This window comes from Dyella sp. AtDHG13, from assembly GCF_003201105.1.
GTDB classification, from domain to species: Bacteria; Pseudomonadota; Gammaproteobacteria; order Xanthomonadales; family Rhodanobacteraceae; genus Dyella; species Dyella jiangningensis_B.
On the sequence record NZ_QICJ01000002.1, the window covers coordinates 412,551 to 437,409 of the forward strand.

Below are 24,859 nucleotides of genomic sequence, written 5' to 3' on the forward strand. Positions count from 1 at the left end.
GGACTTGTACGAAGTCAACAAACTGTTTATGATTGCTGTCTTGTATTTTTTCTTTCGATAGTTTCAGGAGCTGGCCGTGAAGGTGCTTTCCTCTTTGAAGTCCGCCAAGCAGCGGCACCGTGACTGCAAGGTTGTGCGCCGTCGCGGCAAGGTGTTCGTGATCTGCAAGAGCAACCCGCGTTTCAAGGCTCGTCAGCGCTAATTGCTAGCTGCGATGAGTCGAAGAAAGGGCCGCGCAAGCGGCCCTTTTTTGTTGCCCGGCGTGCGGCCTGCCCGCGCCTGATATAGCTCCGCATTCGATAAACGAACAAGGGCCGCATCAGCGGCCCTTGTTCGTTACCACCGTTCCGATGAAGCGTGCCTACGCACGCCCCGTCATGCTTACTCAAGCGTCGTAACGCACGCCCGTGATCTCGTAACGCTTCACACCGTTGGGCGCATTGAACTCGAAGCTGTCGCCCTCGCTCTTGCCGATCAGCGCGCGCGCAATCGGCGACGACACGGCGATAAGGCGCAGCTTGATGTCCGCTTCCAGGTCGCCCACGATCTGATAGGTCACGGCTTCGCCGCTGTCCTCGTCTTCCAGATCCACCGTAGCGCCGAACACCACGCGGGAGCCGGCGGCCAGTCGGCTGACGTCGATCACCTCGGCCGTGGACAGCAAGGCCTCCAGCGCCGCGATGCGGCCCTCGATGAAGCTCTGCTGCTCGCGCGCGGCGTGGTATTCGGCGTTCTCCTTGAGGTCGCCATGCGCACGCGCTTCGGCGATGGCCGCGATGATGTGCGGCCGATCGATGGACTTCAGCTTTTCCAGCTCGCCGCGAAGACGCTCCGCGCCGGCCTTGGTAATGGGCGCACGACTCATGCTTTCAGTTCCTTGTGCAGTTCCTGCAGGCTGTGCACCGCGCCGTCGCCGTGGTAATCCAGCGAATGCACCAGCGCGCGGGCGCCTGCCACCGTGGTGGAGTACGTGACGCGCTGCTGCAGGGCCTCGCGCCGGATCGAGAACGAGTCGGCGATGGCCGCCTTGCCCTCGGTGGTGTTGACGATGTAGACGATCTCGCCGTTCTTGATCAGGTCGACGATGTGCGGACGGCCTTCGATCACCTTGTTGATGCGCTCGCAGGTCACGCCGTGCTCAGCCAGGTACTTCGCCGTGCCTTCGGTGGCGACCAGGCTGAAGCCCTTTTCCAGCACTTCGCGGGCGACCGGCAACAGGCGGTCCTTGTCGGCATCGCGCACCGACACGAACACCTTGCCCTTCGGCGGCGTCTTGATGCCGGCGGCATCATGGCCACGCGCGAAGGCGGCGCCGAAGCTGCGGCCCACGCCCATCACCTCGCCGGTAGAGCGCATTTCGGGACCGAGGATGGGATCCACGTTCTGGAACTTCAGGAACGGGAAGATCGCTTCCTTCACCGAGTAGTAGCCCGGAATCACTTCCCTGGTCGTGCCCTGCGCCTTCAGCGTACGGCCCGCCATGGCGCGCGCGGCGATCTTGGCCAGCGGCACGCCGGTGGCCTTGGACACGAACGGCACGGTGCGCGAAGCGCGCGGATTCACCTCGAGGATGAACACGGTGTCGCCCTGGATGGCGAACTGCGTATTCATCAGGCCCACGACCTTCAGCTCCTTCGCCATCGCGGTGACCTGGCGGCGCAGTTCGTCCTGCACCTCGGCGGTCAGCGAATACGGCGGCAGCGAGCAGGAGGAGTCGCCCGAATGGACGCCCGCTTCCTCGATGTGCTCCATGATGCCGCCGACCAGCACGTTGCCCTCGGCGTCGGCGATGATGTCCACGTCCACTTCGACGGCGTGATCGAGGAAGCGGTCCAGCAGCACCGGCGACTCGTTCGACACCTGCACCGCCTCGCGGATGTAGCGCGAGAGGTCGGCGTCGCTGTAGACGATTTCCATCGCGCGGCCGCCCAGCACGTAGCTCGGACGCACCACCAGCGGATAGCCGATCTGCCCGGCCATCGCGAGCGCCTCGTCCGCGTTGCGCGCGGTGCGGTTCGGCGGCTGCTTCAGGCCGATCTTCTCGATCATCTGCTGGAAGCGTTCGCGGTCTTCCGCCAGGTCGATGCTGTCCGGCGAGGTGCCGATCACCGGCGCGCCCGCGGCTTCCAGCGCGCGCGCCAGCTTGAGCGGCGTCTGGCCGCCGTACTGCACGATCACGCCCTTGGGCTTCTCCAGGTCCACGATTTCCAGCACGTCTTCCAGCGTCAGCGGCTCGAAGTACAGGCGGTCGGAGGTGTCGTAGTCGGTGGAGACGGTTTCCGGGTTGCAGTTAACCATGATGGTTTCAAAACCATCCTCGCGCAGCGCGAGTGCCGCGTGCACGCAGCAGTAGTCGAACTCGATGCCCTGGCCGATGCGGTTCGGGCCGCCGCCGAGCACGATGATCTTGTCGCGGCTGGTCGGGTTGGCTTCGCACTCTTCCTCGTAGGTCGAGTACATGTACGCCGTGGTGGTGGCGAACTCGGCCGCGCAGGAGTCCACGCGCTTGTACACCGGACGCACGCCCAGCGTGCGGCGCAGGTGGCGCATGGCCGCTTCGTTGGTGTCCAGCAGCTCGGCGAGGCGCGCATCGGAGAAGCCCATGCGCTTGAGTTCGCGCATGCGCGCAGCGTCGATGGCGGCGATGCCCTGCGCCTGCACGTCCTTCTCGGTGAGCACGATGTCTTCGAAAGCGGCCAGGAACCAGGGATCGACGCGGCTCAAGCCATACACGTCTTCCAGCGACAGGCCGGCGCGGAACGCATCGGCGAGGTGGAACACGCGATCCGGACGCGGCTCGCGCAGCTCGCGCTTGAGCGCGTTGATGCCTTCGTCGGAGCTCAGGTCCAGACCCGTCGGGTTCAGGCCCGTCTTGCCGATTTCCAGGCCACGCAGCGCCTTTTGCAGCGATTCGTGGAAGGTGCGGCCCATCGCCATCACCTCGCCCACGGACTTCATCTGCGTGGTGAGGCGTGCATCAGCCGAGGGGAACTTCTCGAACGCGAAGCGCGGGATCTTAGTGACGACGTAGTCGATGGTCGGCTCGAACGAGGCCGGGGTCAGGCCGCCGGTGATGTCGTTCTTCAGTTCGTCCAGCGTGTAGCCCACGGCCAGCTTCGCGGCGATCTTGGCGATCGGGAAACCGGTGGCCTTGGAGGCGAGCGCGGACGAACGCGACACGCGCGGGTTCATCTCGATGACCACTACGCGGCCGTTCTCGGCATTGATGCCGAACTGCACGTTGGAGCCGCCGGTGTCCACGCCGATCTTGCGCAGCACCGCGATGGAGGCATCGCGCAGGCGCTGGTATTCCTTGTCGGTGAGCGTCTGCGCCGGCGCGACGGTGATCGAGTCGCCGGTGTGCACGCCCATCGGGTCGAGGTTTTCGATGGAGCACACGATGATGCAGTTGTCCGCCTTGTCGCGGACCACTTCCATCTCGAACTCCTTCCAGCCCAGCACCGATTCCTCGACGAGGATTTCATGCACGGGCGAGAGGTCGAGGCCGCGCTTGGCGATTTCTTCGAATTCTTCCTTGTTGTAGGCGATGCCGCCGCCCGAACCGCCCAGCGTGAAGCTCGGACGGATGATGGTCGGAAAGCCCACCTTGGCCTGGATTTCCAGTGCCTGCTCGAAGGTCTTGGCCACTTCGGCCTTCGGGCATTCCAGCCCGATCTCCTTCATGGCGACGCGGAACAGCTCGCGGTCTTCGGCCATGCGAATGGCTTCGCGCGAGGCGCCGATCAGCTCGACGTTGTACTTCTCCAGCACGCCATTGTCTGCGAGGTCCAGCGCGCAGTTGAGGCCGGTCTGGCCGCCCATGGTGGGCAGCACGGCGTCCGGACGCTCCTTGGCGATGATGCGCTCAACCGTCTGCCAGTTGATCGGCTCGATGTAGACGGCGTCGGCCGTCTCCGGATCGGTCATGATCGTGGCGGGGTTGGAGTTCACCAGGATGACGCGGTAGCCCTCTTCCTTCAGCGCCTTGCAGGCCTGTGCGCCGGAGTAGTCGAACTCGCAGGCTTGGCCGATGACGATCGGGCCGGCGCCGATGATGAGGATGCTCTTGATATCGGTGCGCTTGGCCATCAGCGGGCCTCCTTCATCAGTGCGGCAAAACGATCAAACAGGTAACCGATGTCGTGCGGGCCGGGGCTGGCTTCCGGGTGGCCCTGGAAGCAGAACGCCGGACGGTCGGTGAGCGCGAAGCCCTGCAGCGAACCATCGAACAGCGAGGAATGCGTGACGCGCACGTTCGCCGGCAGCGTGGCGGGGTCGACTGCGAAGCCGTGGTTCTGCGAGGTGATCAGCACGCGGCCGTCGTCCAGGTCCTTCACCGGATGGTTCGCGCCGTGATGGCCGAACTTCATCTTCAGCGTCTTGGCGCCCAGCGCCAGGCCCATGATCTGGTGGCCCAGGCAGATGCCGAACAGCGGGATCTTCGTATCGAGGAACTGACGGGTCGCCTCGATCGCATAGCCGCAGGCCGCCGGGTCGCCCGGGCCGTTGGAGAGGAACACGCCGTCGGGCTTCATCGCCAGCACGTCGGCGGCCGGCGTCTGCGCGGGCACGACGGTGATGTCGCAGCCCTGCTCGGCCAGCAGGCGCAGGATGTTGTACTTCACGCCGAAATCGTAGGCCACGACCTTGAAGCGCTTGGCCGGCTGGTTGAAGCGGGTGTTGTCGAGGTCGTAGACGCCCTCGTTCCACGCGTACGACTCGCCGACGCTCACTTCCTTGGCCAGGTCCATGCCGTTGAGGCCGGGGAAGGCTCGCGCCTTGGCGAGCGCGGCGGCCTCGTCGATCTGCTCGGCCGCGACGATGCAGCCGTTCAAGGCGCCCTTGTCGCGCAGGATGCGGGTGAGGCGGCGCGTATCGATGCCGGCAATGGCCACGATGCCGTGGCGCTCGAGGTAATCGGGCAGGCTCTCGGTGCTGCGCCAGTTGCTGTGTCGGCGCGGCACGTCGCGCACGATCAGGCCGGCGGCATGGACCGTGTCGGACTCCTCGTCCTCGACGTTCACGCCGGTATTGCCGATGTGCGGATAAGTAAGGGTGACGATCTGTTTGGCGTACGAGGGATCGGTGAGGATCTCCTGGTAGCCGGTCATGGCGGTGTTGAAGACCACCTCGCCGACGGTTTCACCAGTCGCGCCAACGGCGTAGCCGTGGAACACGCTGCCGTCTTCGAGGGCGAGCAGAGCAGGGATAGGCATGGGAGGACCGCCTTTTAGGTGCAGCAAGGTCCGCAAGCCGCAGCGAAGCAGGCTTGTGGACCTTAGTCGAGGAATGTTTCAGGGCGGGTCGAAATGATAGGTGCAAGGCCCTCCGGTGTCCACCCGAAACTGCTGAACACCGCACGAAAACAGGGCCAACCGGGCCCTTCACTGGAGCGTTACACTACCGCCGCCTCGCCACAGACCGGACGTCCATGAATTCAGCCGCGTTGCTCGATCCTGCCCGCCTCGACCGACCGGACACGGACGTACGGATGGAGCCCTTCCCCTTCCTGATCGCCCATGGGCAGCTGCCCGACGAGGCGCGGGGGGAGCTGGAGCGGGATTTCCCCCGCTATACCAGCGCCGGCTTCTTCCCCTATGACGCCAGCGACTGCGGCCCCTCGGTCAACGCCCTGGTGGAGCGGCTCAGCTCGGCCGAGTTCGCCAGCGCCATCGGCCAGCGCCTGGGCATCGAGAACCTGGGCCAGTACCCCACCCTGATCACCCTGTGCCGCTCGCTCAACAGGCGCCACGGCACCATCCACACGGACAGCAAGTCCAAGGTGGCCACCGCCCTGCTCTACCTCAACAACCTGTGGCCAGACACCAGCGACGGCTGCCTGCGCTTCCTGGGCAGCATCGACGACATCGACAGCATGATCGCCCCGGAACTCAAGCCCCTGTACGGCGAGTTCGCGGTGTTCAAGCGCTGCGAGAACTCCTTCCACGGCCACCTGCCCTACGAGGGCGAGCGCCGGGTGATCCAGGTCGCCTGGCTCACCAGCGAGGAGGAGAAGGCCCGCAAAACCAAGCGCGGCAAGTTCTCCCGCGCCTTCAAGAAACTGTTCGGCTCGCTCGACCGCAAGCTGGGGGCCGACCGTGACCGCAACGCGGCGCACAAGGATTGAAGGTCGAGTATCGGCGGCCTTCCGAGGCGTCACCTCAACCCTTGCCGGCCAGCCACCACGTCGTGAACACCGCGAACACGCCATAGAGCAACCCTACCGGCACCAGCCAACGCGCGTCCACGCGACCGCGGCGGAACAGCCACCAGAGATAGATCACCGCGATACCCGTCAGCACGCCCGCCACCATCAGCGGCGCATCGAACAACCAGGGCGTGGCGAACAGTGCCAGCGAACTGGGAATGGTGGCCTGGATCATCATGGCGCCGGAGATATTGGCCAACGCGAGTCGCTCCTTGCCCTGACGCACCCAGATCAGCGCATTCATGGTCTCGGGCAGTTCCGTGGCGACCGGACTCAGCACCAGCGCGACCAGATGAGGCGACAACTGCAACGCCACGCCGATGGCTTCGATCTGCTTGACGAAGATGTGCGAGGCGAACGCGATCACGACGAGCGCGAGCGTGGTCTGCGCGATCACCCATACCATCGAAGGATCGGCCGCCTTCGGCTGGAACTTCAGTGGCTCCATCTCCTCTTCTTCGGGCGCCGTGTCCGAAGTCCTCAGCTCGCGCCAGACATAAAGGCCGTACGCCAGCAGAAAGAGCACGCCCAGCCAGGGCTTGAAGGCAAACGCGATCAGGCCGAGCCCGCACTTCACCACGAAGATGGCGAGGAACCACGACTGGTCGCGCGCCAGTCGGCCATGCTCCACGCGGACCGTGTTGTCCGCGCGCTGCAGGCGATGGCGATTCATCCATAGCGCCACGCCCACCACAGCGTAGGCAATGGTGGCGAGCACCAGCGGACCGCCCAGCGCCGCACCGACGCCGATGTCCTTCTGCTCGGGCGTCTTGCCAAGCACGACCGCCACGAAGGTCACCGCGCTCTCGGGGAGCGCCGTACCGAAGGCCGCCAGGATGGTGCCCGTCGCGGTGGCGCCCAGGTTGAGCTTCTGGCCGAACCACTCCACGCCGTTGACGAAGTATTCGCACGCGAGATAGATCGCGCCGGCCGAAAGCAGGAACAACAGGGCAGTGAGCATGCGTTATCCAAGGCCGGGCGAGCGGAAAACCATTGGCTCACCGACGCGAGCTCGCCCGGCTAAGGTGAGCGCGTCGTGGCCAAAGGTCTCGCCGGGCGACCGGTGCCTGAAGGCGCCGGTGCCATCCACGCCATGAAGCCGGGGCTTCAAGTCTGTTGACGCGGATTCCTCTGAAGCCGCAACCGCCAAGCGGTCGCAAGGGGGGTGAGGATGGCTACTCCCCAATGACAATGCGGGCAATTCTAGGGTTTGGGGGCATGCGTGGGCAAGCCGCGCGGTGGCTTGGAGCCTGTTCAAATCCCGGGCAGGATCAAAGTTCCTCACCGTCATTCCGGCGAAAGCCGGAATCCAGCGACTTTACGTACTGCAAAAAGGCCAAAAGACACTGGATTCCGGCTTTCGCCGGAATGACGGTGAGGGATATGGGTGCTCTTGCGAGATTTCGAACAGGCTCTTATCGCGCCACGCGGTCGGCCAGCATGGCATCCAGGTCGTAATCGCCAGGCGGCCGGCCACTGAGCCAATGCGCCGCCTCCAGCGCGCCGCGGGCGAAGATCGAACGGTCCGTGGCGCGATGGGTCAGTTCGATGCGCTCGCCCTGCCCCATCAGCAGCACTTCGTGCTCACCGACCACATCCCCGCCACGCACCACCGCGAAACCAATGGTGCCGTGCTGGCGCGGGCCGACGCGTCCCTCGCGTGCATAGACCGCGCTTTCGCGCAGCGATGTGCCGCGCGCCGACGCGGCGGCTTCGCCCAATGCCAGCGCCGTGCCAGAGGGTGCGTCTTCCTTGCGGTTGTGATGCGCCTCGATGATGTCCAGGTCCCAGTCCGGCAGCGAAGCCGCCGCCTGACGCAGCAGTCGCGTCAGCACGGCCACGCCAAGGCTGAAGTTGGCCGCGCGCAGCAGCGCGATGCGCGAGGCGGACGCGTTGAGGCGCTGGGCAAAGGTGGCATCCAGCCCGGTCGTCCCGGTAACCAGGGCCACGCCATGCGATTCGCAATAGGTCAGCGCTTCGGCCAGGCCCGCCGGCCCGCTGAAATCCACCACCACGTCCAGCGAACCCGCGGACGGCCATTCGTGCGTGTAGGCCAACGCGCCAGCGCAGCCGTCGACAGGCTGCCCCAGCTTCGATGATGTCGAAGAAGCAATGGCCGCAACCAGCACAAAACGCGGATCGTCCTTGACCAGCCCGAGCAACGCCTGCCCCATGCGACCGGTGGCGCCATTGATGGCGAGGCGAACGGGACGGGCCATGCGAGGACTCCAGCCAGGGCTAACAGTGAGGGGAATCGAAGCCTAAACGCAAAATCAGAGAAGTGAGTGAAGAGAAGTGAGAAAACAGAGAGAGCGCGCAGCTTGCCACTGCCTCACTCTGTTTTCTCACTCCTCTTTACTCACTCCTCGCTCTTACGATGTAACGCGCGACCAGAACTGCTTGACGCCGTCCACCCAGGTCTTGGCGCGCGGCGTGTGCTTTTCGGCCTCGCCATCGTCGAAGGTCGACTCGAGTTGCTCCAGCAGCTCGCGCTGCTGCTTGGTCAGGCGCACCGGCGTTTCCACCACCACGCGGCAGATGAGGTCGCCGGTGCGGCTGCTGCGCACGGATTTCACTCCGCGCCCGCGCAAGCGGAACATCTGGCCGGTCTGTGTTTCCGGCGGAATATTGATCGGCACCTCGCCTTCCAGCGTCGGCACCAGCAGCTCGGCGCCCAGCGCGGCCTGCGCGAAACGGATCGGCAGTTCGCAGTGCAGGTCGTTGCCTTCGCGCTGGAAAATGGCGTGCTCGCGCACGCGCACTTCCACGTAGAGGTCGCCGGCTTCGCCGCCGGCCGGGCCGGCTTCGCCCTGCCCCGTGAGGCGGATGCGATCGCCGTTGTCCACGCCGGCGGGAATGTTCACCGACAGCGCACGCGTCTCTTCCAGGCGCCCTTCGCCATCGCACTCGCGGCACGGCTTCTCGATCGCCTGGCCGCTGCCGCCGCAATGCGGGCAGGCTTGCTGGATGGAGAAGATGCCGTTCTGCATGCGTACGCGGCCGTGGCCTGCGCAGGTCCTGCAGGTGGTCGTCTTGCCGTCGGCGGAGCCGGTGCCGTTGCAGTGGTGGCAATTGACCTGGGTGGGAATCTCGATCTTGCGCTCGACGCCGAACACGGCCTCTTCCAGATCGAGCTCCATGATGTAGCGCAGGTCGGAGCCGCGACGCGAACGACCGCGCGCACCGCCGCCCATGCCGAAAATATCGCCGAAGATGTCCCCGAAGATGTCGCCCATGTCGCCGAAGCCGCCGCGACCGCCACCCATGCCGTGCTCGAAGGCGGCATGGCCGTGCTGGTCGTACATGGCGCGCTTCTGCGCGTCGGACAGCACTTCGTAGGCCTCCTTGGCCTCCTTGAACTTCTCCTGCGCATGCGGATCGTCCGGACAACGATCCGGGTGGTACTTCATCGCCAGTCGACGGAACGACTTCTTCAGTTCGACCTCGGTGACGGTGCGTTCCACCCCAAGGATTTCGTAGTAATCACGCTTGCTCATCGTTGCATCCGGCATGAACCGCTCACTTCCACATGAATCGAGCGATCCATGTCTCCTCAACAAACAGCCCGCGACCAGACGGAAGTCCGGACGCGGGCTGCGTCAAATCGGCAGCGCCGACCGGCCAATATTACTTCTTGTCGTCCTTGACTTCAGTGAACTCGGCATCGACCACATCGTCCTGACCGGCCGAGGAGCCGCCCGCCTGATGTCCGGCATGAGCGCCGGCATCGGCCTGGGCACCGCCCTGCGCCGCGGCGTAGAGCGCCTGGGCCACCTGCTCGAGCTTCTCGATCTTCGACTCGATGGCGCCCTTGTCGTCGCCGTCCTTGACCTTCTCCAGGTCGGACAGCGCGCCCTCGATGCTGCTCAGCTGCTCGCCCGGCACCTTGCCGCCGTGCTCCTTGAGCGCGCTGCGGGTGGCGTGCACCAGCTGGTCGGCCTTGTTGCGGGTGGCGACGAGCTCGTGGAACTTCTTGTCTTCTTCCTTGTTGGCCTCGGCGTCGGCCACCATGCGGGCGATCTCTTCCTCGGACAGGCCCGAGCCGGCCTTGATCTCGATCTTCTGTTCCTTGCCGGTCTTCTTGTCCTTGGCCGACACGTGCAGGATGCCGTTGGCGTCGATGTCGAAGGTCACTTCGATCTGCGGCATGCCGCGCGGCGCCGGCTCGATGCCCTGCAGGTCGAACTTGCCCAGCGACTTGTTGGCGCTGGCACGCTCGCGCTCACCCTGCAGCACGTGCACGGTCACGGCGGTCTGGTTGTCGTCGGCGGTGGAGAACACCTGCGAGGCCTTGGTCGGCACGGTGGTGTTCTTCTCGATCAGCTTGGTCATCACGCCGCCCATCGTCTCGATGCCGAGCGACAGCGGGGTGACGTCGAGCAGCAGCACGTCCTTGACGGTGCCGCCCAGCACGCCGCCCTGGATGGCGGCGCCCACGGCGACGGCCTCGTCCGGGTTCACGTCCTTGCGCGGCTCCTTGCCGAAGAAGTCCTTCACCGACTCCTGCACCTTGGGCATGCGGGTCTGGCCACCGACGAGGATCACCTCGCTGATGTCGGACACGCGCAGGCCGGCGTCATTCAACGCGGTGCGGCACGGATCGATGGTGCGCTTGATCAGGTCTTCCACCAGCGACTCCAGCTTGGCGCGGGTCAGCTTGATGTTGAGGTGCTTCGGACCGGAGGCGTCGGCCGTGATGTACGGCAGGTTCACTTCGGTCTGGTGGCTGGACGACAGCTCGATCTTCGCGCGCTCGGCGGCGTCCTTCAGGCGCTGCAGCGCGAGCGGATCCTTGCGCAGGTCCATGCCCGTGTCCTTCTTGAACTCCTCGACGAGGTAGTCGATGACGCGCATGTCGAAGTCTTCGCCACCCAGGAAGGTGTCGCCGTTGGTGGCCAGCACTTCGAACTGCTTCTCGCCGTCGACTTCGGCGATCTCAATGATGGACACGTCGAACGTGCCGCCGCCGAGGTCGTACACGGCCACCTTGCGGTCGGCGCCCTTCTTGTCCAGGCCGTAGGCCAGCGCGGCCGCGGTGGGCTCGTTGATGATGCGCTTGACGTCCAGGCCCGCGATGCGGCCGGCGTCCTTGGTGGCCTGGCGCTGGCTGTCGTTGAAGTACGCCGGCACCGTGATCACGGCCTCGGTGATGGTCTCGCCGAGATAGTCTTCGGCGGTCTTCTTCATCTTCATGAGGACCTTGGCCGAGATCTCCTGCGGAGCCATCTTCTTGCCGTCGGAGGTCTCCACCCAGGCGTCGCCGTTGTCATGCGCGATGATGGCGTAGGGGACGATGTGCAGGTCTTTCTGCACTTCCGCGTCGGTGAACTTGCGGCCGATCAGGCGCTTCACCGCGTAGAAGGTGTTCTTGGGATTGGTCACGCTCTGGCGCTTGGCCGGCGCGCCCACCAGGACTTCGCCGTCCTTGGTGAAAGCGACGATGGACGGCGTGGTGCGGTCGCCTTCCGAGTTCTCGATGACCTTGGCGCTGGTGCCGTCCATCACGGCGACGCACGAGTTGGTCGTGCCCAGGTCGATACCAATGATTTTACCCATGTTGTCTACTCCCGAATGCTTTAAGCGACCCCTCGGCCGCGATCTGATTTGTCAGATGGGGCTCGGCACGTACCATCTCAATGCCGTCAAGACCCCAGATGCCTTACCGCCAGGGCCCGCAGGGGACGCCGTTCAGGCGTCCTCGGCCACGGACTCCGAGCGTTACTCCTTGGCGACCGCCACCAACGCGGGGCGCAGAAGCCGGTCGTTCAGCACGTAGCCCTTCTGAAGCACGCTGACGACCGTGTTGGGGGCCGCGCCCGGGGCCTCCACCATGCTCACGGCGTGATGCTTGTCCGGATCCAGCGGCTGGCCCACCGGGTCGACCTGCACCAGGCCATTGTTCTCGGCAATTTTTAGCAGCGACTTCAGCGTCAGCGCGATGCCCTCGCGCATGCTGGCCACGTCGCCGCCTTCCACCTGCAGGCCGCGCTCCAGGCCATCGTAGACGGGGAGCAGCTCGTTCAGCAGTTTCTCGTTGGCGAAGCGGCGAGCCTGCTCCACGTCGCGATGCAGGCGACGGCGCTGGTTCTCGATTTCCGCCTTTTCGCGCAGCACGGTATCGCGCAGCTCGACGTTGCTCGCCTCGAGCTCGGCGATGCGCGCCTTCAGCGCTTCCACCTCGCTGCCGACCGCCTCACCCTGCCCGCCAGGGGTCTGCGTCCCACTGGACGCCGTTGGATCGTTGCTTTGCATGAATCACTCCAAGCCTTATCCGTGGCCGGTGCGCCAGGCACCAACCGTCAATCACTTGCGGGTAAAACCCCGCCTCCCGAGCGCGTTATAAGGTCGTCGCGACGCGATTCAAGGCGTCGCTGAGCAAACCGGCCGTCGCCTGCACCACGGGGATCACCCGTTCGTAGGCCATGCGGGTGGGGCCGATCACGCCGACCGCACCCAGCACGCGCCCCTGGGCGCCGTAGCTGGCCGTGACCACGCTGCAGCCATCGAGCGCCGCGAACCCCGATTCTTCGCCGATGAACAGGCGCACGCCAGGGGCCTTGGCGCACACTTCCATGAGCTGCAGCAGCTCGTTCTTCTTCTGGAACGCCTCGAACAGCTCGCGCAAGCGCTCCAGGTTGGCCAGTTCCGAGTAACCCATCAGGTTGGTCTGGCCGCTGACCAGCACGTCGTCGCTCTCGCCCTGCGGGGCGAACGAGGCGGCCGCCAGTTCCACCGCGCTGGACAGCAAGCGGTTGAGTTCGCCGCTGGCCTCGCGCAGTTCGCGCAGCAGGTGGGCGCGGATGTCGTCCAGGCGCAGGCCGGCAAACTGGGCGTTGAGGTAGTTGGCCGCCTGCTCCAGTTCGCGAGCCTCCAGCGGCTTGGCCAGCTGCACGATGCGGTTCTGCACCTGGTTGTCCGAAAACACCAGGATCACCAGCACGCGGGCCTCGGGCAGGGCCACGAAATCGATATGGCGCAGCGGGAAATCCGCCTGCCGCGGCACCGTGACCACGCCGGCGAACTGGGTCATCGCCGACAGCAGGGTCGAGACGTTGCCGAGCAGGTCGCGCGTGGTGGTCATGCCGGGGGGCAGCTCGCGGCGCAGGCGCGCCATCTCGTCCTTCGGCAGCGGCTGCAGCTCGATCAGGCTGTCCACGAACAGGCGCAGGCCGCGCGGCGTCGGCACGCGGCCGGCCGAGGTATGCGGCGAGGCCACCAGGCCCGCGTCTTCCAGGTCGGCCATGATGTTGCGGATGGTGGCCGGGCTCACGTCCAGGCCGGACGAACGCGACAGCGTGCGCGACCCCACCGGCTCACCGTCGGCGAGGTATTGGGCAATCAATGTGCGCAACAGGCGGCGTGCGCGGGCATCGAGTTGGGCGGCAGGCATGCTGTAGCAATCCGTGAGACGCAAAAGAAATAAGGTCTGGCGGCAAAGTTTGCAAGAAAGGGGGCGGGGCTAGGGAGGCAGGGGCCGCGAAAACGCGCGCGACAGCGGCATGCCGTCGCCCGGGCCTGCGCCCCTCTAGCCGTGCCCCATCCCCTGCCCCTTACAATCCCCCGACTTCACCACGCCGCCACCCATGCTCACCTCGCTCTACGTTCGTCATTTCGCCGTCGTCGAAGAAGCCGAGATCGCCTTCGGCCCCGGTCTCACTGCGGTCAGCGGCGAGACGGGCGCCGGCAAGTCGCTGCTGGTGGATGCCCTGATGCTGCTGGCGGGCGCCCGCGCGGACAGCGGCATGGTGCGCGCCGGCAGCGACCGCGCCGAACTCATCGCCGAGTTCGACCTGAGCGAACTGCCCGAAGCCCGCGCATGGCTGCGCCGCGAGGAACTGGACGAGGACGACGCCTGCCAGCTGCGCCGCGTCATCCGTGCCGAGGGCAGCTCGCGCGCCTGGATCAACGGCCGCCCCGCCAACGCCAGCCAGCTTGGCGAACTGGCCACGCTGCTGGTGGAAATCCATGGCCAGCACGAGCACCAGGCCCTGCTTTCGCGTGCGCACCAGATGGAACTGCTCGACGCCTACGCCGGTAACGAAGCCCTGGTGGCACAGGTACGCGAACTGGCCCAGCAGTGGCGCGAACTGGGCAATCGCATCCGCAAGCTCAGCGGCGGCGACGACCGCGAACAGCGCATCGAACTGCTGAGCCACGAACTGGGCGAACTGGAAAAGTGGGCCCTGCCCGCCGCTGAGCTCACTGAACTGGAAGCCAGCCACAAGCGCCTGGCCAACGCGGGCCGGCTGGCGGAAGGCGCCGGCGGCGTAGTGGAACTGCTCGACGGCGAGAGCGAATTCGCGCTGCGCCGCGCACTGGGTCGCGCGCAGCTGGAAATGAGCAAGCTCGCCGCGCTGGATGACCGCCTCGCGCCGCTGCTGGAGCTGCTGGACAACGCATCCATCCAGCTCAGCGAAGCCGCCGACGGACTCGGCCGCTATGCCCTCGATGTGGACCTGGACCCGGAGCGCTATACCGAGGTCGACACGCACCTCACCCGCCTGCACGAGCTTTCGCGCCGCCACCGCGTACCGGTCGCCGAACTCCACGACAAGGCCGCCACGCTGCGCCAGGAACTGGACGAACTGGAAGGTGCGGGCGATGCCCTGGAGAAACTCGCCAGCCAGCGCACGCGCCTGCAGCAGCAGTACGACGAACACGCGGCCACGCTCAGTACCGCGCGCCAGCAGGCGGCCGAACGTCTCGGCGGCGAAGTCAGCGGCCTGATGGGCGAACTGGGCATGAGCGGCGGCCGCCTGGTCGTCGAACTCGAAGCCACCAATGACAACGAACCCGACCCGCAGGGCCGCGAGCGCTGCGAACTGCTGGTCAGCGCCAACCCCGGCCAACCGCCGCGCGCCCTGCGCAAGGTGGCCTCCGGCGGCGAACTGGCGCGCATCAGTCTGGCCATCGAAGTCGCCACGCTCGGCAAGGACACCATCGGCACCATGGTGTTCGACGAAGTGGATACCGGCATCGGCGGCGCCGTGGCCGAAGTGGTCGGACAGAAACTGCGCGCGCTCGGCGCACAGCGCCAGGTGCTGTGCGTCACCCACCTGCCGCAGGTGGCGGCGCAAGGACACGCGCATCTGCGCGTGAGCAAGGCCAGCGATGGCGAATCCACCCGCACGCGCATCGAGAAGCTCGACGCCAGCGGCCGACGCGATGAACTGGCGCGCATGCTGGGCGGCGTGGAGATCACCCGCGAAACGCGGGCGCATGCGAAGCAGATGCTGGAGCGGGCGCAGGTTTAAACCTGCACGCGCGCAGCCAACCGCTGCTCGCTCACATGTATTCCAGCGCCACTGACGTGTCCCTCACCGTCATTCCGGCGAAAGCCGGAATCCAGCGTCTTTTTGCTTTCGAGTGTTTCGCTTCAATGAAGAAAGGCACTGGATTCCGGCTTTCGCCGGAATGACGGTGAGGGCAATAGCCGAATCCATCAGTTCGGCAGGTATGCGCTGCCGATCTCGCCATCAATTCTTGCGCGGCAACAACCCGCGCTCAGCCGCCATGCGATAGAGATCGAGTTCCGAGCCCGCACCCAACTTGCCCATCAGGCTGGCGCGATGGATGTACACCGTCTTCTGGCCGATGCCCAGCTCGCCGGCCACCTGCTTGGGCGCCCTGCCCGCCGCCAGCAGCAGGAACACTTCGCGCTCGCGCGCAGTGAGCCGCTGGATGGGGTCGCGCGATTCGCTGGGGCGCTCGGCCCGTCGCTTGCGCAGGTCGGAGCTGAGGAAGCATTCGCCCTGCATCACCGCGCGCAGGCCGGCCACCAGTTCTTCCGGCGCCACGCCCTTGGTGACGTAGCCGCTGGCGCCGCGGCGCAGGGCTTCGGATACGTAGGGCTCGCCGTCGTGCATGCTCAGCACCACGATGCGCGTCTCCGACGCCACGCTGCGCAGATGCTCGATAAGAGGCAACCCGCTGCCATCGGGCAACGAGAGATCGAGCGCGACGAGATCGGGACGACGCGTGCCAACCGCTTCCACCGCATCGTCGGCGCTGCGGCACTCCGCAACCACCTCCAGATCCGGCTCCATCTCGATCAGCCGCTTGAACCCCTCTCGTACAATGGCGTGGTCGTCGACCAGGACAATGCTGTACATGTCCCATGTATAGCAGCCCGCGAGCCGCTTGACGATCTCCCCTCCGCGCCCTGGCCGCGCGGGCCGCGGGAACAGCCATCCGGACGGCCGTCGGCTCCCCGGCCGGCGCCATGTACCATCGGCCGCATGCGACCGAAATCCTCTGCACTGCCGGGTTCCGACCTGCTCCTTGGTATTGGCTATTTCCTACTCTGGCTGCTGCTGTGGCCCACCGAGCAACCGTACTGGATGCTGCCCTACGGTCTGCGCTTCGGCGCGCTACTGCTCGCCCCGCTGCGCATGTGGCCGTGGCTCATCGGCGCCGAGCTGGCGGCCAGCGGCCTGATCGCCTGGGTGCACCCGTTGCCGATGGGCTGGCGCGGCTTCCTGCTGGCTGCGCTGCCCGAGCCCATCGTGGTAGCGATCTGCCTGTGGCTGATGCGCCGCGCCAACCTGCATGCCAGCCTGCGCGACCCCGAGGACGTGGCCCGCCTGCTGCTGTCCGCCGCCTTCACCGTGGCGGCCACCACGGCCACGGACGCCGTGCTGCTGGCGCTGATCCATGTCAGCCCCAGCGCCGACCTGATGATGCAGGCCCTGGGCCAGGATCTGCTGGGCAACTACGTGGGCGTGCTGCTGGTGGTGCCGTTGCTGGTGATGCTGCTGCGGGCGCGGCTGGACAAGCGCGGACTCGGCCGCCTGGTGATGGATGGCCTGCTGGTGCTGCTGCCGTCGCTGGCGATCTTGCTGGTGCTGTCCTCCCATGAGGCGCCACAGCCGCAGTTCGCGCGTGTGCTGTCGCTGGCGCCGGTACTGTTCTTCGCCTTCCGCCACGGCTGGCGGGGCGCCAGCCTTTCCATGCTGATTTCCAGCCTGGGCATGACCCTGGTGGATCATCTTTCCGGCCACGGCGTGCCCGGCGCCGCGGGCGAGCTGTTCCTTGCCGTGGCTGGCACCGGCGCGCTGATGCTGGGCTCGGCCACGGACGCCCTGCGCCGCAGCAGCGAGCGCGTGGCGGAGCAGAACGTCTACCTTGCCGCCGTCAACCGTCGCCTGGACCACCTCGCCCGCCAGCTGCGCGACGCCGCGCGCGGCAATCTGCAAACCGAGGAAAACCAGCGCCGCCACATGGCCGCCGAACTGCACGACGAACTCGGCCAGAACCTCACCGCCATTCAGACCCACCTAAAGCTCGCCCAATCGCGACTGGCCCAGGCCGGCATGGATGACATCGGCGTATCGATCAACGCCATCCTGGGCCACATGCGTCGCGCCCTGCACCGCCTGCTGGACGACCTGCGCCCCGCCGTGCTCGACGAATTCGGCCTGCTGCGCGCCCTGGACGAAGGCCCGATCCGCGATCTGCTCACCGCCGCGGGCGTGGCCTACCGCACCGACCTGCACGGCGACCCGCGCCTGCTCGACGACGACACGCGGACGGTGATCTATCGCCTGGTGCAGGAAAGCGCCACCAACGCCGTGAAGCACGCCCACGCCGACACCTTCCAGCTGCGCCTGCGCATTGGCGAGCGCCAGGGCGTGGCGCTGGCCCTGCTGGATATCCGCGACAACGGCATCGGCCTGCCCGCCCGGGTTCCCCGCGGGGGGCGCGGCATGCAGGGCATGCGCGATCGCGTGACGTCCCTCGGCGGCCTGTTCAGGGTTCGCCCCGAGTCACAGGGCGTCCACCTGCGGATATTGCTGCGTAGCAGCACGCAAACTAGTGACGTGGCGCGCACTTAGGACCGTTACATAGGAAATTTTCCGATACCCGTGGTGTGAAGGCTTCGTTACGCTGGATCCATCGATGTGGGGGAGCCACCATCGCAAGATGGTGAGCCATGCCAACCGTGGGGACGGTGGGCATGAAGAACGGCAGGATGCCGTTCCGCCGGAATCGGTGGCACGACCAGGCTGCGCGAGCAACTCGCCTTCCGAGGAGCCATCCGGTAACGGATCAAGCCGCAGGGCGGACAGGAGTCCTCCCGCGGCTTTTTTTATGGGCGGTTTTTGGGGATGCGTTGGGCAGGGGCTCACGCGGCCCGTATGTCACAGGGTATTCGCCCGCCATAGCAAAGTCGCTGGATCCCCGCCTTCGCGGGGATGACGGATAGGAAGGTTGCGCCAGGCGACATCGCCGCTTTTGCTCGTCATCCCCGCGAAAGCGGGGATCCAGTGACTTTCCCGGCCAAATGCCGTCAACACCCCAAACAAAAGGCCGGCGACGTCAACGTCACCGGCCCCGTCTCGTTCCTGCCCAGGCTTACTTGTGGGACTTCTTGGGCCGCACGTACAGCACCAGGCTGTGGTCCTCGATGACGTAGCCGTGGCGGGCCGCGATTTCGTGCTGGAGGCGCTCGATCTCCTCGCTGACGAACTCGATGACCTTTCCGCTGTCCACATCGATCATGTGGTCATGGTGCTTGCCGCGGTCCAGCTCGTAGACGGCCTGGCCGCCCTCGAAGTTGTGCTTGACCACGATGCCGGCCGCCTCGAACTGGGTCAGCACCCGGTAGACGGTGGCCAGCCCGATGTCCTCCTGGTGCGACAGCAGGCGCTTGTAGATGTCTTCGGCGGTGAGGTGGTGGGCCTCCTCGTCCTCGAAGATCTGCAGGATGCGCATGCGGGGGTGGGTAACCTTCAGCCCGGCTTTGCGCAGTTCTTTGGTTTCCTGTTCCATAACAAACTCCACGCACGCGGCGCCACAAGGCCGTTAGTGTATCATCCGACACCTTTACGATCCGGACGCAACACGCATGCACAAGCTGATTCGCACGCTGGGTTTCGCCATGCTGGCCTTGTCGCTGGCCAGCTGCCGTCTCATCTATACCCCAGACGTGTCGCAGGGCAACCTGCTCGACAAGAAAACCGTGGATCAGCTGCAGCCGGGCATGACCAAGCGCCAGGTGCTGGTGCTGATGGGCTCGCCGTCGGTGAATTCGCCCTTCAACCAGAACGAATGGGACTACGTCTCCACCCAGCAGCACCGTGGCGGCGACATCAAGGTGCGTACGCTCAAGCTCACCTTCAACAACGACGTGCTGGTGCGCACCGAGGGCGATTTCTTCGCCGAAGACGCGCAGAAGCTGGTCAACGACACCAAGAAGTACCACGCCAGCTACCCGGTCGACGAAACCAAGGGTGACAAGAACACCGGTTCCGGCGGTGACAAGGGCGGCGACAAGGGTGGCGACAGCGGCGGCAACGACGGCCACTAAGCCCTGAAAGCCGGCGTCAGCCCTCGTGGGCGCGGCGCCGGCGAGCCTCCTTGGGATCGAGCGTGAGCGGCCGGTAGATCTCCACCCGGTCGCCTTCGCCCACCACGTGGTCCGGCGTCACCTTGCGGGAAAAAATGCCCAGCCGCGCCGCATCCACCACCAGCCCCGGCACCTCGCGGGCCACGCCTGAAGCCTCGATGGCCTGGGCCACGGTACTTCCCGCGGGCAGCGTCACCTTCCGCAGCCAGCGACGCGACGGTTCGGCATAGACCACCTCCACGGTGACCGGCTCAGCCATAGGTGCGCTCCGCCTCCTTGCAGAAGTCTTCCACCATGCGGCTGGCCAGGCCCTGGAAGCCCAGCTTGAGCGCCGAGCCCATCAGCTTGCTGGCGTAATCGAAATCCAGCACGAACGACACCTTGCAGCCCGCGTCGCCCAGCGCGATGAAATCCCACACGCCATCCAGGCTGCGGAACGGGCCATCCACCAGGCTCATGTGCAGGCGGCTGGGCGGCGTGGTGGTGTTGCGCGTGGTAAAGCTCTGGCGGAAACCGGCATACTTGAGATCCAGCCTCGCCACCAGCACATCTCCTGTCCGTTCCAGCACCTGCGCGCCGACACACCACGGGAAGCGCTTTGGGTATGCTTCGACGTCGTTGACCAGATCGAACATCTGGGCAGGCGAATAGCGCACCAGGGCGCTGCGGCGGATCTCGATCACTTCAGCCTCTTCATGAGCGTCATCTTGGGTCCCTCCACGGACGGGACCGTCATCAGGGCATAAGCCCGAAGTTTAACGGACATGGCCAAGCCTAAGGACAAAGACAAAAACACAGGCGGCACCATTGCGCTCAACAAGCGCGCGCGCCACGAGTACCACATCGACCAGCGCTTCGAAGCCGGCCTTGAGCTGCAAGGCTGGGAAGTGAAGTCGCTGCGCGCCGGGCGCATCAACTTCGGCGACAGCTACGCCATGGTGATCAAGGGCGAGATCTTCCTGGTCGGCAGCTCCATTCCGCCGCTGATCAGCGCCTCCACCCACGTGGTGGCCAACGATCGCCGCACGCGCAAGCTGCTGCTGCACCGCGCGGAAATCGACACGCTCATCGGCGCCGTCGAGCGCAAGGGCTATACCCTCATCCCCATGGCGCTCTACTGGAAGGCCAACAAAGTGAAGGTGGAAATTGGCCTGGCCAAGGGCAAGCAGGCGCACGACAAGCGCGACACCGAGAAGGAACGCGACTGGCAGCGCGAAAAGCAGCGCACCATGCGCGCCCACAACAAGCACGCCTGAGGCTCAGCCCGCCACCCGTCGCCAGGAGCCGGGTTCGCCCTCCGACAGGCCGACCACGCCCTCGTGCAGCGTCATGTTCATGGCGTCCACCGAGGTGCCGAAGCCGAAACGCTCGTACAGCTTGTGGCCGGCGGCGGTGGAATGCAGGTTGAGCGAATCCACCTCCTGCTCCCTGGCCGCCGCGCCCAGCGCGGCCAGCAACGCACCCGCCGCGCCCTGCCGGCGATAGGCCTGCTTCACATACATGTTGAGCACGTACCAGCCCACGCCACGGCGGAAATAGGCCGAAGGCAGGTGCGTGTACGGGTGCACCATCACGCACCCCGCCACACGCCCTTCCACCTCGGCCAGCCAGGCCAGCAGACGCCCCTCCGGCATGGCCTCCTCGATCCAGCCGCGCAGCTGGTCGGCAAAACCCTCCGGCAGCTGCTGCTTCAACTCCTCTTCCAGAAACGCGCAACGCAAATCCGTCAACACACCTGCATCGTGCAGCCCTGCCTGACGTATCCGCACCATGGTCGTTCCCTATGGGTTGGTGGGTTCGGACAAACAATAGCGTCGCCAGGCCGCCTTGTAGAAAGCCCCGCTGCCTACATATACTGACTGACCAGCTTCACCATCAGTTTCCCCGGGGGTGTCATGGCTTCGACGGGGGTAGTGAGATAGCTTGGTGCATGCCGAGGGGGCAGCTTTCCTCGTTAATCCAGCCGCAAACTCATAGTTGCCAACGACGACAACTACGCTCTGGCCGCTTAAGGCCTAGCCCCGAACCCACTTGTGCTCGTGCTCGTGGATGTAGGGTCATTATCACGAGATCGCCCGAAGCTGCCGCCTGTCGGCCACGGCTAAATCAAGCAGGCTGGTCCTTCGATGCGCTTTGCACGCTGTGCTGTCGCGGGACGAGATCTAACGGCGAGCTAAGCATGTAGTACCGGGCGTCAAACGCCTTCGGACGCGGGTTCGACTCCCGCCACCTCCACCAATATGGCCACCTAAGTTATTGATTTGCTTAGGTGGCCTTCTTGTATGTTGGTCTGTATTGGTCGTTTTTGGTCGTGGTTTGGTCAGTTTTTGGTCGGCGCCGTGCGTGGCATTTGCGCCGAACGGAACCACGGGTAGCGGATAAATATTCGTCACTAACTAGTATGTATACTTCCGGGATTGACCGACTTGCCTGGACGGGACGCTGATGCCGCTAAAACCCGAGACGTTCGGCTCGACGATCATGGTGCTCGGAGACTTCAACCCGGCGATCTTCACTGCTGATTGGCTGCACCGCAATCAGCTGATCGGGGACGGAGATAGGCAAGAGGCCATTGATTCACCAAACACGCTAATAACGCACGATGTCACCGTGTGCGAAACCAGTTGGTTCAAGTTTCAAGTCGTGGGAAAGCAGCTTGTCCTTGCCAGTTCGGGCGCCCTGACGCCGGCACTGAAGGATCTAGCGGAAGGCATACTGTTACTGCTGCCGCATACCCCTGTCACCGCTGTGGGCCTAAATTTTCACGCTCACTACCAGATGACTAGCGAATCAGACTGGCAAAAAGTCGGCGACGTGCTCGCTCCCAAGGCCATTTGGTCTAGTCTCTTTGACAGTTCCGAATACTTTGCTGGGCTCACTAATATTCAGGTCCGTGTTTCGGCCGGTACTGCAGCGGATGCAAAGAAGGGGCCGCCTGATCACTTGAATCTTCAGGTGCAACCTTCAAATCGCCTTGAGAACGGCGTTTACATAATGCTGAATGACCATCGGGGCAGCTTTGCTTCTGAAGACAATGGCAGTACCGCAGCGGAGCGTGCCGCCCAGGTCATTGCCAAAGATTGGGAGAGGAGTTGGGAGCTGGCCAGCCAGAAGTTTGAGGAATTACTCAATAACGTCATTGCTTCTTAAGGGCATCGGAATGTTCACCACAACATTCGCTGACAATGATGTAGGCACGGCCTTTGAGCTGGATGAGCCAAGTTATTCTCGTCCTAGGGCAAGGGCCCGAGCGCAGAATAGAAGCGTCCTTCAGCTTCAAGAGAAAGAACAAACGCTGCTGGATCTCGCCGCTGAACCTGATGCCGCGATGCCGACGCAATATGCCGGTAACGCCAAGGCAAAGTTCAGCGAAAGTGAAGCCGCTGCATTGATCCAGATCTGGGAAGGTACAGTTGAAGAAGTACTTCCGGATCAAAAAGCGCTGCGGGCAGTCCTGAGGGCCAAGCTTGGAGACGTGCCCGATCACTATGCTGATATAGGGCTCGAGTGGGTTAGCGAGCAAGACCGAGATTTAGTGTCTCCTGGCGCTGTGTTTTATCTAAGCCTCTATAAGGCTACAAAGCCCAATGGCGCAAAGGTCAATTCGGAGGAGCTTCGGTTCCGACGGTTACCTGCATGGACGCGACGTGACATCGCGCGCATCAATCATGAGGTCGCTCGGCTGCGTGGAAGCGCAATGAAAAAGCCCGAGGCACCTTGATCAACTACGGCATCGCTCCAGCTCGCAACGAGATCGAGGTTTCGGTGTTTGGTCCTGGTTTTGGGGAAGCCATCGCCGTTCATTTCGGAGATGGCGCGTGGATGCTGGTTGATTCATGCCTTGAACCATGGACTAAGCAGCCTGCAGCCAAGCATTACCTAGACGCAATTGGAGTATTGCCCGAGAACGTGAAGGTAATTCTTGCGTCCCATTGGCATGATGACCACGTCAGAGGAATTTCAACCCTTGCTCGCGCCTTTCCTGCCGCAGAGTTCCATCTATCCGACTGCTTCAACCGGGATGAAGCCGTCGCGCTATTGGCTGCCCACAGCGGTACTGTTGCGACGTCTCTAAGCCGGGGCACCAATGAGCTTTATACCGTGCTCAATGACAGGAATGGCGCTGTGTACTACGTGGGAATGCGCTCAGACGTATTCGATCAGGCAATAGGAAGTCAGCGCGTTCGCGCGACGGCCTTGTCCCCTGTTCCTGCGGCATATCAACAGTTCGTCGCAGGCTTGGCTCAGTTTGTCCCACGTTCGGGCGGCGAGCCCATCAAGAACGTGGTTTCCCTGAAGCCGAATATGGAAGCAGTCGCCATACACATTGATTTTGGTGACGACGCTGTTGTTCTCGGCTCCGATCTGGAAGACCACGCCTCTTTTGGTTGGACGGCTGTGGTTGGTGACCAGTGGGTACGAAACCGTAAAAAGGCCAGCGCGATCAAAATTGCGCATCATGGTTCTAAAACCGGAGATCACCCGCTGGTGTGGACTACCCTGCTACATCACGCGCCCATTGGGGCCATGACGCCTTACAACAAAGGGTCAAAGCTTCCGACCGACCAAGACATCACTCGCATCAAGGGGCAGACATCCAAGGCATATATTTCTTCTGGCAGCTCACGCCGCGCGAAACTCGGAGCGACAGAACTAAAGCGCCTTAGCGATATCGCAACCAATATAGTTCCAGTGAATTCGGGCTTTGGCTGCGTGAGACTGAGGCGTAGCGTTGGCGCCGATTGGACCGTTGAATGTTTTGGCGCCGCTCAGCCGCTGTAATGCCGCCCATCGGCATTTACCTGACTCGAAATCAGGCGTACGTGTAAGCGTACCGTGGGTTCGAATCCCACCCTCTCCGCCATAGATCAAGGGCTTGCAGCGATGCAAGCCCTTTTTCTTTGCCCCGATTTAGGGGTACACGTAAAAATGCACGTAAAAATAATGACCGTTTTAGCGCTCGTGCATTCGCCGTAATGCACCTGCGGACCCTGGCTTTACCGGTCCATCATCCGGGGTTTCGGCACCGCCGGGGGCACCTTTCGCCAGTGGTAATGCGCCCACCGCTCGACGTGCGCCATGGCCTTCTCGCGGGTCCGGTAGGGCTGGGAGTAGATCGGGATGACGTTCAGGCCGTCGCCCTTCGGCATGAGGTTCACTTTCCAGGTGCCGTCGATCCGCATATTCACGGAGGCGAAGCAGACCGAGCCGGGCAGCGTGGCCAGCCAATGATCGAGCGGCTGGCCGCTCATGAATACCTGTTCCCAATGGACACGTGGAGGCTCGGACATGACCCAGATTAT

Annotated in this window: 24 protein-coding genes, 1 other RNA gene and 1 riboswitch; of the genes, 10 read left to right on the forward strand and 15 right to left on the reverse strand. The window is 64.3% G+C overall.

Going from position 1 to position 24,859, the window contains the following annotated elements; all coding sequences use genetic code 11:
- Nucleotides 1-76: 76 nt before the first annotated feature.
- On the forward strand, nt 77-202 hold the full coding sequence (ykgO, locus tag BDW41_RS04630; protein WP_008215056.1) for a type B 50S ribosomal protein L36: 126 nt from the start codon (nt 77-79) through the stop codon (nt 200-202).
- Between the two features lie 183 nt (nt 203-385).
- Here ykgO and greA read toward each other — a convergent pair whose 3' ends face one another.
- The 3 genes from greA to carA are packed head-to-tail and all read right to left on the reverse strand — an operon-like array spanning nt 386 to nt 5,216.
- Complete coding sequence (gene greA / locus BDW41_RS04635; protein WP_074546862.1) at nt 386-865, reverse strand: transcription elongation factor GreA; 480 nt, start codon at nt 863-865, stop codon at nt 386-388.
- Nucleotides 862-4,089: a carbamoyl-phosphate synthase large subunit gene (carB, locus tag BDW41_RS04640; protein ID WP_074546863.1), complete on the reverse strand. Its 3,228-nt coding sequence runs from the start codon at nt 4,087-4,089 to the stop codon at nt 862-864. The genes greA and carB overlap by 4 nt, the downstream gene beginning before the upstream one ends.
- On the reverse strand, nt 4,089-5,216 hold the full coding sequence (carA, locus tag BDW41_RS04645; RefSeq protein ID WP_074546864.1) for a glutamine-hydrolyzing carbamoyl-phosphate synthase small subunit: 1,128 nt from the start codon (nt 5,214-5,216) through the stop codon (nt 4,089-4,091). The genes carB and carA overlap by 1 nt, the downstream gene beginning before the upstream one ends.
- A 215-nt stretch (nt 5,217-5,431) precedes the next feature.
- Between carA and BDW41_RS04650 the strand changes: the two genes are divergently transcribed.
- The gene (locus BDW41_RS04650; RefSeq protein ID WP_074546865.1) at nt 5,432-6,127 is read left to right on the forward strand and encodes a 2OG-Fe(II) oxygenase; all 696 of its coding nucleotides are present in this window, start codon (nt 5,432-5,434) and stop codon (nt 6,125-6,127) included.
- 34 nt (nt 6,128-6,161) lie between these two features.
- Here BDW41_RS04650 and BDW41_RS04655 read toward each other — a convergent pair whose 3' ends face one another.
- From BDW41_RS04655 to hrcA, 6 genes are all read right to left on the reverse strand, one after another.
- Nucleotides 6,162-7,169, reverse strand: coding sequence for a sodium:calcium antiporter (locus tag BDW41_RS04655; RefSeq protein ID WP_074546866.1), 1,008 nt, complete (start codon nt 7,167-7,169; stop codon nt 6,162-6,164).
- A gap of 67 nt (nt 7,170-7,236) precedes the next feature.
- Nucleotides 7,237-7,404, reverse strand: a riboswitch (yybP-ykoY riboswitch).
- 219 nt (nt 7,405-7,623) lie between these two features.
- Nucleotides 7,624-8,427 carry a 4-hydroxy-tetrahydrodipicolinate reductase gene (dapB, locus tag BDW41_RS04660; protein WP_074546867.1) on the reverse strand — a complete coding sequence of 268 codons (804 nt, stop codon included), beginning with the start codon at nt 8,425-8,427 and terminating at the stop codon, nt 7,624-7,626.
- A 153-nt stretch (nt 8,428-8,580) separates the two neighbouring features.
- The gene (gene dnaJ / locus BDW41_RS04665; protein WP_074546868.1) at nt 8,581-9,705 is read right to left on the reverse strand and encodes a molecular chaperone DnaJ; all 1,125 of its coding nucleotides are present in this window, start codon (nt 9,703-9,705) and stop codon (nt 8,581-8,583) included.
- A gap of 130 nt (nt 9,706-9,835) precedes the next feature.
- Complete coding sequence (gene dnaK / locus BDW41_RS04670; protein ID WP_074546869.1) at nt 9,836-11,764, reverse strand: molecular chaperone DnaK; 1,929 nt, start codon at nt 11,762-11,764, stop codon at nt 9,836-9,838.
- A 162-nt stretch (nt 11,765-11,926) separates the two neighbouring features.
- Nucleotides 11,927-12,460 carry a nucleotide exchange factor GrpE gene (gene grpE / locus BDW41_RS04675; RefSeq protein WP_074546870.1) on the reverse strand — a complete coding sequence of 178 codons (534 nt, stop codon included), beginning with the start codon at nt 12,458-12,460 and terminating at the stop codon, nt 11,927-11,929.
- 85 nt (nt 12,461-12,545) lie between these two features.
- On the reverse strand, nt 12,546-13,598 hold the full coding sequence (hrcA, locus tag BDW41_RS04680) for a heat-inducible transcriptional repressor HrcA (RefSeq protein ID WP_074546871.1): 1,053 nt from the start codon (nt 13,596-13,598) through the stop codon (nt 12,546-12,548).
- Nucleotides 13,599-13,791: 193 nt separating this feature from the next.
- On the opposite strand from hrcA, the gene recN reads away from it, so the two are divergent.
- Nucleotides 13,792-15,462: a DNA repair protein RecN gene (gene recN, locus BDW41_RS04685; protein WP_074546872.1), complete on the forward strand. Its 1,671-nt coding sequence runs from the start codon at nt 13,792-13,794 to the stop codon at nt 15,460-15,462.
- 222 nt (nt 15,463-15,684) lie between these two features.
- On the opposite strand, the gene BDW41_RS04690 is transcribed toward recN, so the two are convergent.
- Entirely contained in the window at nt 15,685-16,320 is a 636-nt protein-coding gene (locus tag BDW41_RS04690) for a response regulator transcription factor (RefSeq protein WP_074546873.1), read from the reverse strand.
- A gap of 126 nt (nt 16,321-16,446) precedes the next feature.
- Here BDW41_RS04690 and BDW41_RS04695 point away from each other — a divergent pair, with 126 nt between their 5' ends.
- The gene (locus tag BDW41_RS04695; RefSeq protein WP_074546874.1) at nt 16,447-18,042 is read left to right on the forward strand and encodes an MASE1 domain-containing protein; all 1,596 of its coding nucleotides are present in this window, start codon (nt 16,447-16,449) and stop codon (nt 18,040-18,042) included.
- Between the two features lie 520 nt (nt 18,043-18,562).
- On the opposite strand, the gene fur is transcribed toward BDW41_RS04695, so the two are convergent.
- Nucleotides 18,563-18,979 carry a ferric iron uptake transcriptional regulator gene (gene fur, locus BDW41_RS04700; RefSeq protein WP_074546875.1) on the reverse strand — a complete coding sequence of 139 codons (417 nt, stop codon included), beginning with the start codon at nt 18,977-18,979 and terminating at the stop codon, nt 18,563-18,565.
- A gap of 76 nt (nt 18,980-19,055) precedes the next feature.
- On the opposite strand from fur, the gene bamE reads away from it, so the two are divergent.
- Entirely contained in the window at nt 19,056-19,517 is a 462-nt protein-coding gene (bamE, locus tag BDW41_RS04705) for an outer membrane protein assembly factor BamE (protein WP_074546876.1), read from the forward strand.
- A 16-nt stretch (nt 19,518-19,533) separates the two neighbouring features.
- On the opposite strand, the gene BDW41_RS04710 is transcribed toward bamE, so the two are convergent.
- Nucleotides 19,534-19,815 (reverse strand): RnfH family protein, encoded by a 282-nt coding sequence (locus BDW41_RS04710; RefSeq protein ID WP_074546877.1) that lies wholly within the window; start codon nt 19,813-19,815, stop codon nt 19,534-19,536.
- Nucleotides 19,808-20,239 carry a type II toxin-antitoxin system RatA family toxin gene (locus BDW41_RS04715; RefSeq protein ID WP_074546878.1) on the reverse strand — a complete coding sequence of 144 codons (432 nt, stop codon included), beginning with the start codon at nt 20,237-20,239 and terminating at the stop codon, nt 19,808-19,810. The genes BDW41_RS04710 and BDW41_RS04715 overlap by 8 nt, the downstream gene beginning before the upstream one ends.
- Nucleotides 20,240-20,320: 81 nt before the next feature.
- On the opposite strand from BDW41_RS04715, the gene smpB reads away from it, so the two are divergent.
- On the forward strand, nt 20,321-20,812 hold the full coding sequence (gene smpB / locus BDW41_RS04720; RefSeq protein WP_074546879.1) for an SsrA-binding protein SmpB: 492 nt from the start codon (nt 20,321-20,323) through the stop codon (nt 20,810-20,812).
- A 3-nt stretch (nt 20,813-20,815) separates the two neighbouring features.
- Here the strand turns inward: smpB and BDW41_RS04725 are convergent, their stop codons facing one another.
- On the reverse strand, nt 20,816-21,328 hold the full coding sequence (locus BDW41_RS04725; RefSeq protein ID WP_074546880.1) for a GNAT family N-acetyltransferase: 513 nt from the start codon (nt 21,326-21,328) through the stop codon (nt 20,816-20,818).
- 114 nt (nt 21,329-21,442) lie between these two features.
- Between BDW41_RS04725 and ssrA the strand changes: the two genes are divergently transcribed.
- The 4 genes from ssrA (at nt 21,443) to BDW41_RS04745 (ending at nt 24,338) form a co-directional block, all read left to right on the forward strand.
- Nucleotides 21,443-21,794: a transfer-messenger RNA gene (gene ssrA / locus BDW41_RS04730) on the forward strand.
- 207 nt (nt 21,795-22,001) lie between these two features.
- Nucleotides 22,002-22,706, forward strand: a complete 705-nt coding sequence (locus BDW41_RS04735; RefSeq protein WP_074546881.1) for a hypothetical protein — start codon at nt 22,002-22,004, stop codon at nt 22,704-22,706.
- A 10-nt stretch (nt 22,707-22,716) separates the two neighbouring features.
- Complete coding sequence (locus BDW41_RS22930) at nt 22,717-23,277, forward strand: hypothetical protein (protein WP_146217302.1); 561 nt, start codon at nt 22,717-22,719, stop codon at nt 23,275-23,277.
- Entirely contained in the window at nt 23,274-24,338 is a 1,065-nt protein-coding gene (locus BDW41_RS04745; RefSeq protein ID WP_074546883.1) for an MBL fold metallo-hydrolase, read from the forward strand. The genes BDW41_RS22930 and BDW41_RS04745 overlap by 4 nt, the downstream gene beginning before the upstream one ends.
- 215 nt (nt 24,339-24,553) lie before the next feature.
- On the opposite strand, the gene BDW41_RS04750 is transcribed toward BDW41_RS04745, so the two are convergent.
- Complete coding sequence (locus BDW41_RS04750) at nt 24,554-24,808, reverse strand: hypothetical protein (RefSeq protein WP_074546884.1); 255 nt, start codon at nt 24,806-24,808, stop codon at nt 24,554-24,556.
- Between the last annotated feature and the right edge of the window lie 51 nt (nt 24,809-24,859).

Bases quoted from the DNA above. Each gene is read 5' to 3' on its own strand.
- greA (WP_074546862.1), bottom strand. From the start codon at position 865: ATGAGTCGTGCGCCCATTACCAAGGCCGGCGCGGAGCGTCTTCGCGGC.
- carB (WP_074546863.1), bottom strand. From the start codon at position 4,089: ATGGCCAAGCGCACCGATATCAAGAGCATCCTCATCATCGGCGCCGGC.
- carA (WP_074546864.1), bottom strand. From the start codon at position 5,216: ATGCCTATCCCTGCTCTGCTCGCCCTCGAAGACGGCAGCGTGTTCCAC.
- BDW41_RS04650 (WP_074546865.1), top strand. From the start codon at position 5,432: ATGAATTCAGCCGCGTTGCTCGATCCTGCCCGCCTCGACCGACCGGAC.
- BDW41_RS04655 (WP_074546866.1), bottom strand. From the start codon at position 7,169: ATGCTCACTGCCCTGTTGTTCCTGCTTTCGGCCGGCGCGATCTATCTC.
- dapB (WP_074546867.1), bottom strand. From the start codon at position 8,427: ATGGCCCGTCCCGTTCGCCTCGCCATCAATGGCGCCACCGGTCGCATG.
- dnaJ (WP_074546868.1), bottom strand. From the start codon at position 9,705: ATGAGCAAGCGTGATTACTACGAAATCCTTGGGGTGGAACGCACCGTC.
- dnaK (WP_074546869.1), bottom strand. From the start codon at position 11,764: ATGGGTAAAATCATTGGTATCGACCTGGGCACGACCAACTCGTGCGTC.
- grpE (WP_074546870.1), bottom strand. From the start codon at position 12,460: ATGCAAAGCAACGATCCAACGGCGTCCAGTGGGACGCAGACCCCTGGC.
- hrcA (WP_074546871.1), bottom strand. From the start codon at position 13,598: ATGCCTGCCGCCCAACTCGATGCCCGCGCACGCCGCCTGTTGCGCACA.
- recN (WP_074546872.1), top strand. From the start codon at position 13,792: ATGCTCACCTCGCTCTACGTTCGTCATTTCGCCGTCGTCGAAGAAGCC.
- BDW41_RS04690 (WP_074546873.1), bottom strand. From the start codon at position 16,320: ATGTACAGCATTGTCCTGGTCGACGACCACGCCATTGTACGAGAGGGG.
- BDW41_RS04695 (WP_074546874.1), top strand. From the start codon at position 16,447: ATGCGACCGAAATCCTCTGCACTGCCGGGTTCCGACCTGCTCCTTGGT.
- fur (WP_074546875.1), bottom strand. From the start codon at position 18,979: ATGGAACAGGAAACCAAAGAACTGCGCAAAGCCGGGCTGAAGGTTACC.
- bamE (WP_074546876.1), top strand. From the start codon at position 19,056: ATGCACAAGCTGATTCGCACGCTGGGTTTCGCCATGCTGGCCTTGTCG.
- BDW41_RS04710 (WP_074546877.1), bottom strand. From the start codon at position 19,815: ATGGCTGAGCCGGTCACCGTGGAGGTGGTCTATGCCGAACCGTCGCGT.
- smpB (WP_074546879.1), top strand. From the start codon at position 20,321: ATGGCCAAGCCTAAGGACAAAGACAAAAACACAGGCGGCACCATTGCG.
- BDW41_RS04725 (WP_074546880.1), bottom strand. From the start codon at position 21,328: ATGGTGCGGATACGTCAGGCAGGGCTGCACGATGCAGGTGTGTTGACG.
- BDW41_RS04735 (WP_074546881.1), top strand. From the start codon at position 22,002: ATGCCGCTAAAACCCGAGACGTTCGGCTCGACGATCATGGTGCTCGGA.
- BDW41_RS22930 (WP_146217302.1), top strand. From the start codon at position 22,717: ATGTTCACCACAACATTCGCTGACAATGATGTAGGCACGGCCTTTGAG.
- BDW41_RS04750 (WP_074546884.1), bottom strand. From the start codon at position 24,808: ATGAGCGGCCAGCCGCTCGATCATTGGCTGGCCACGCTGCCCGGCTCG.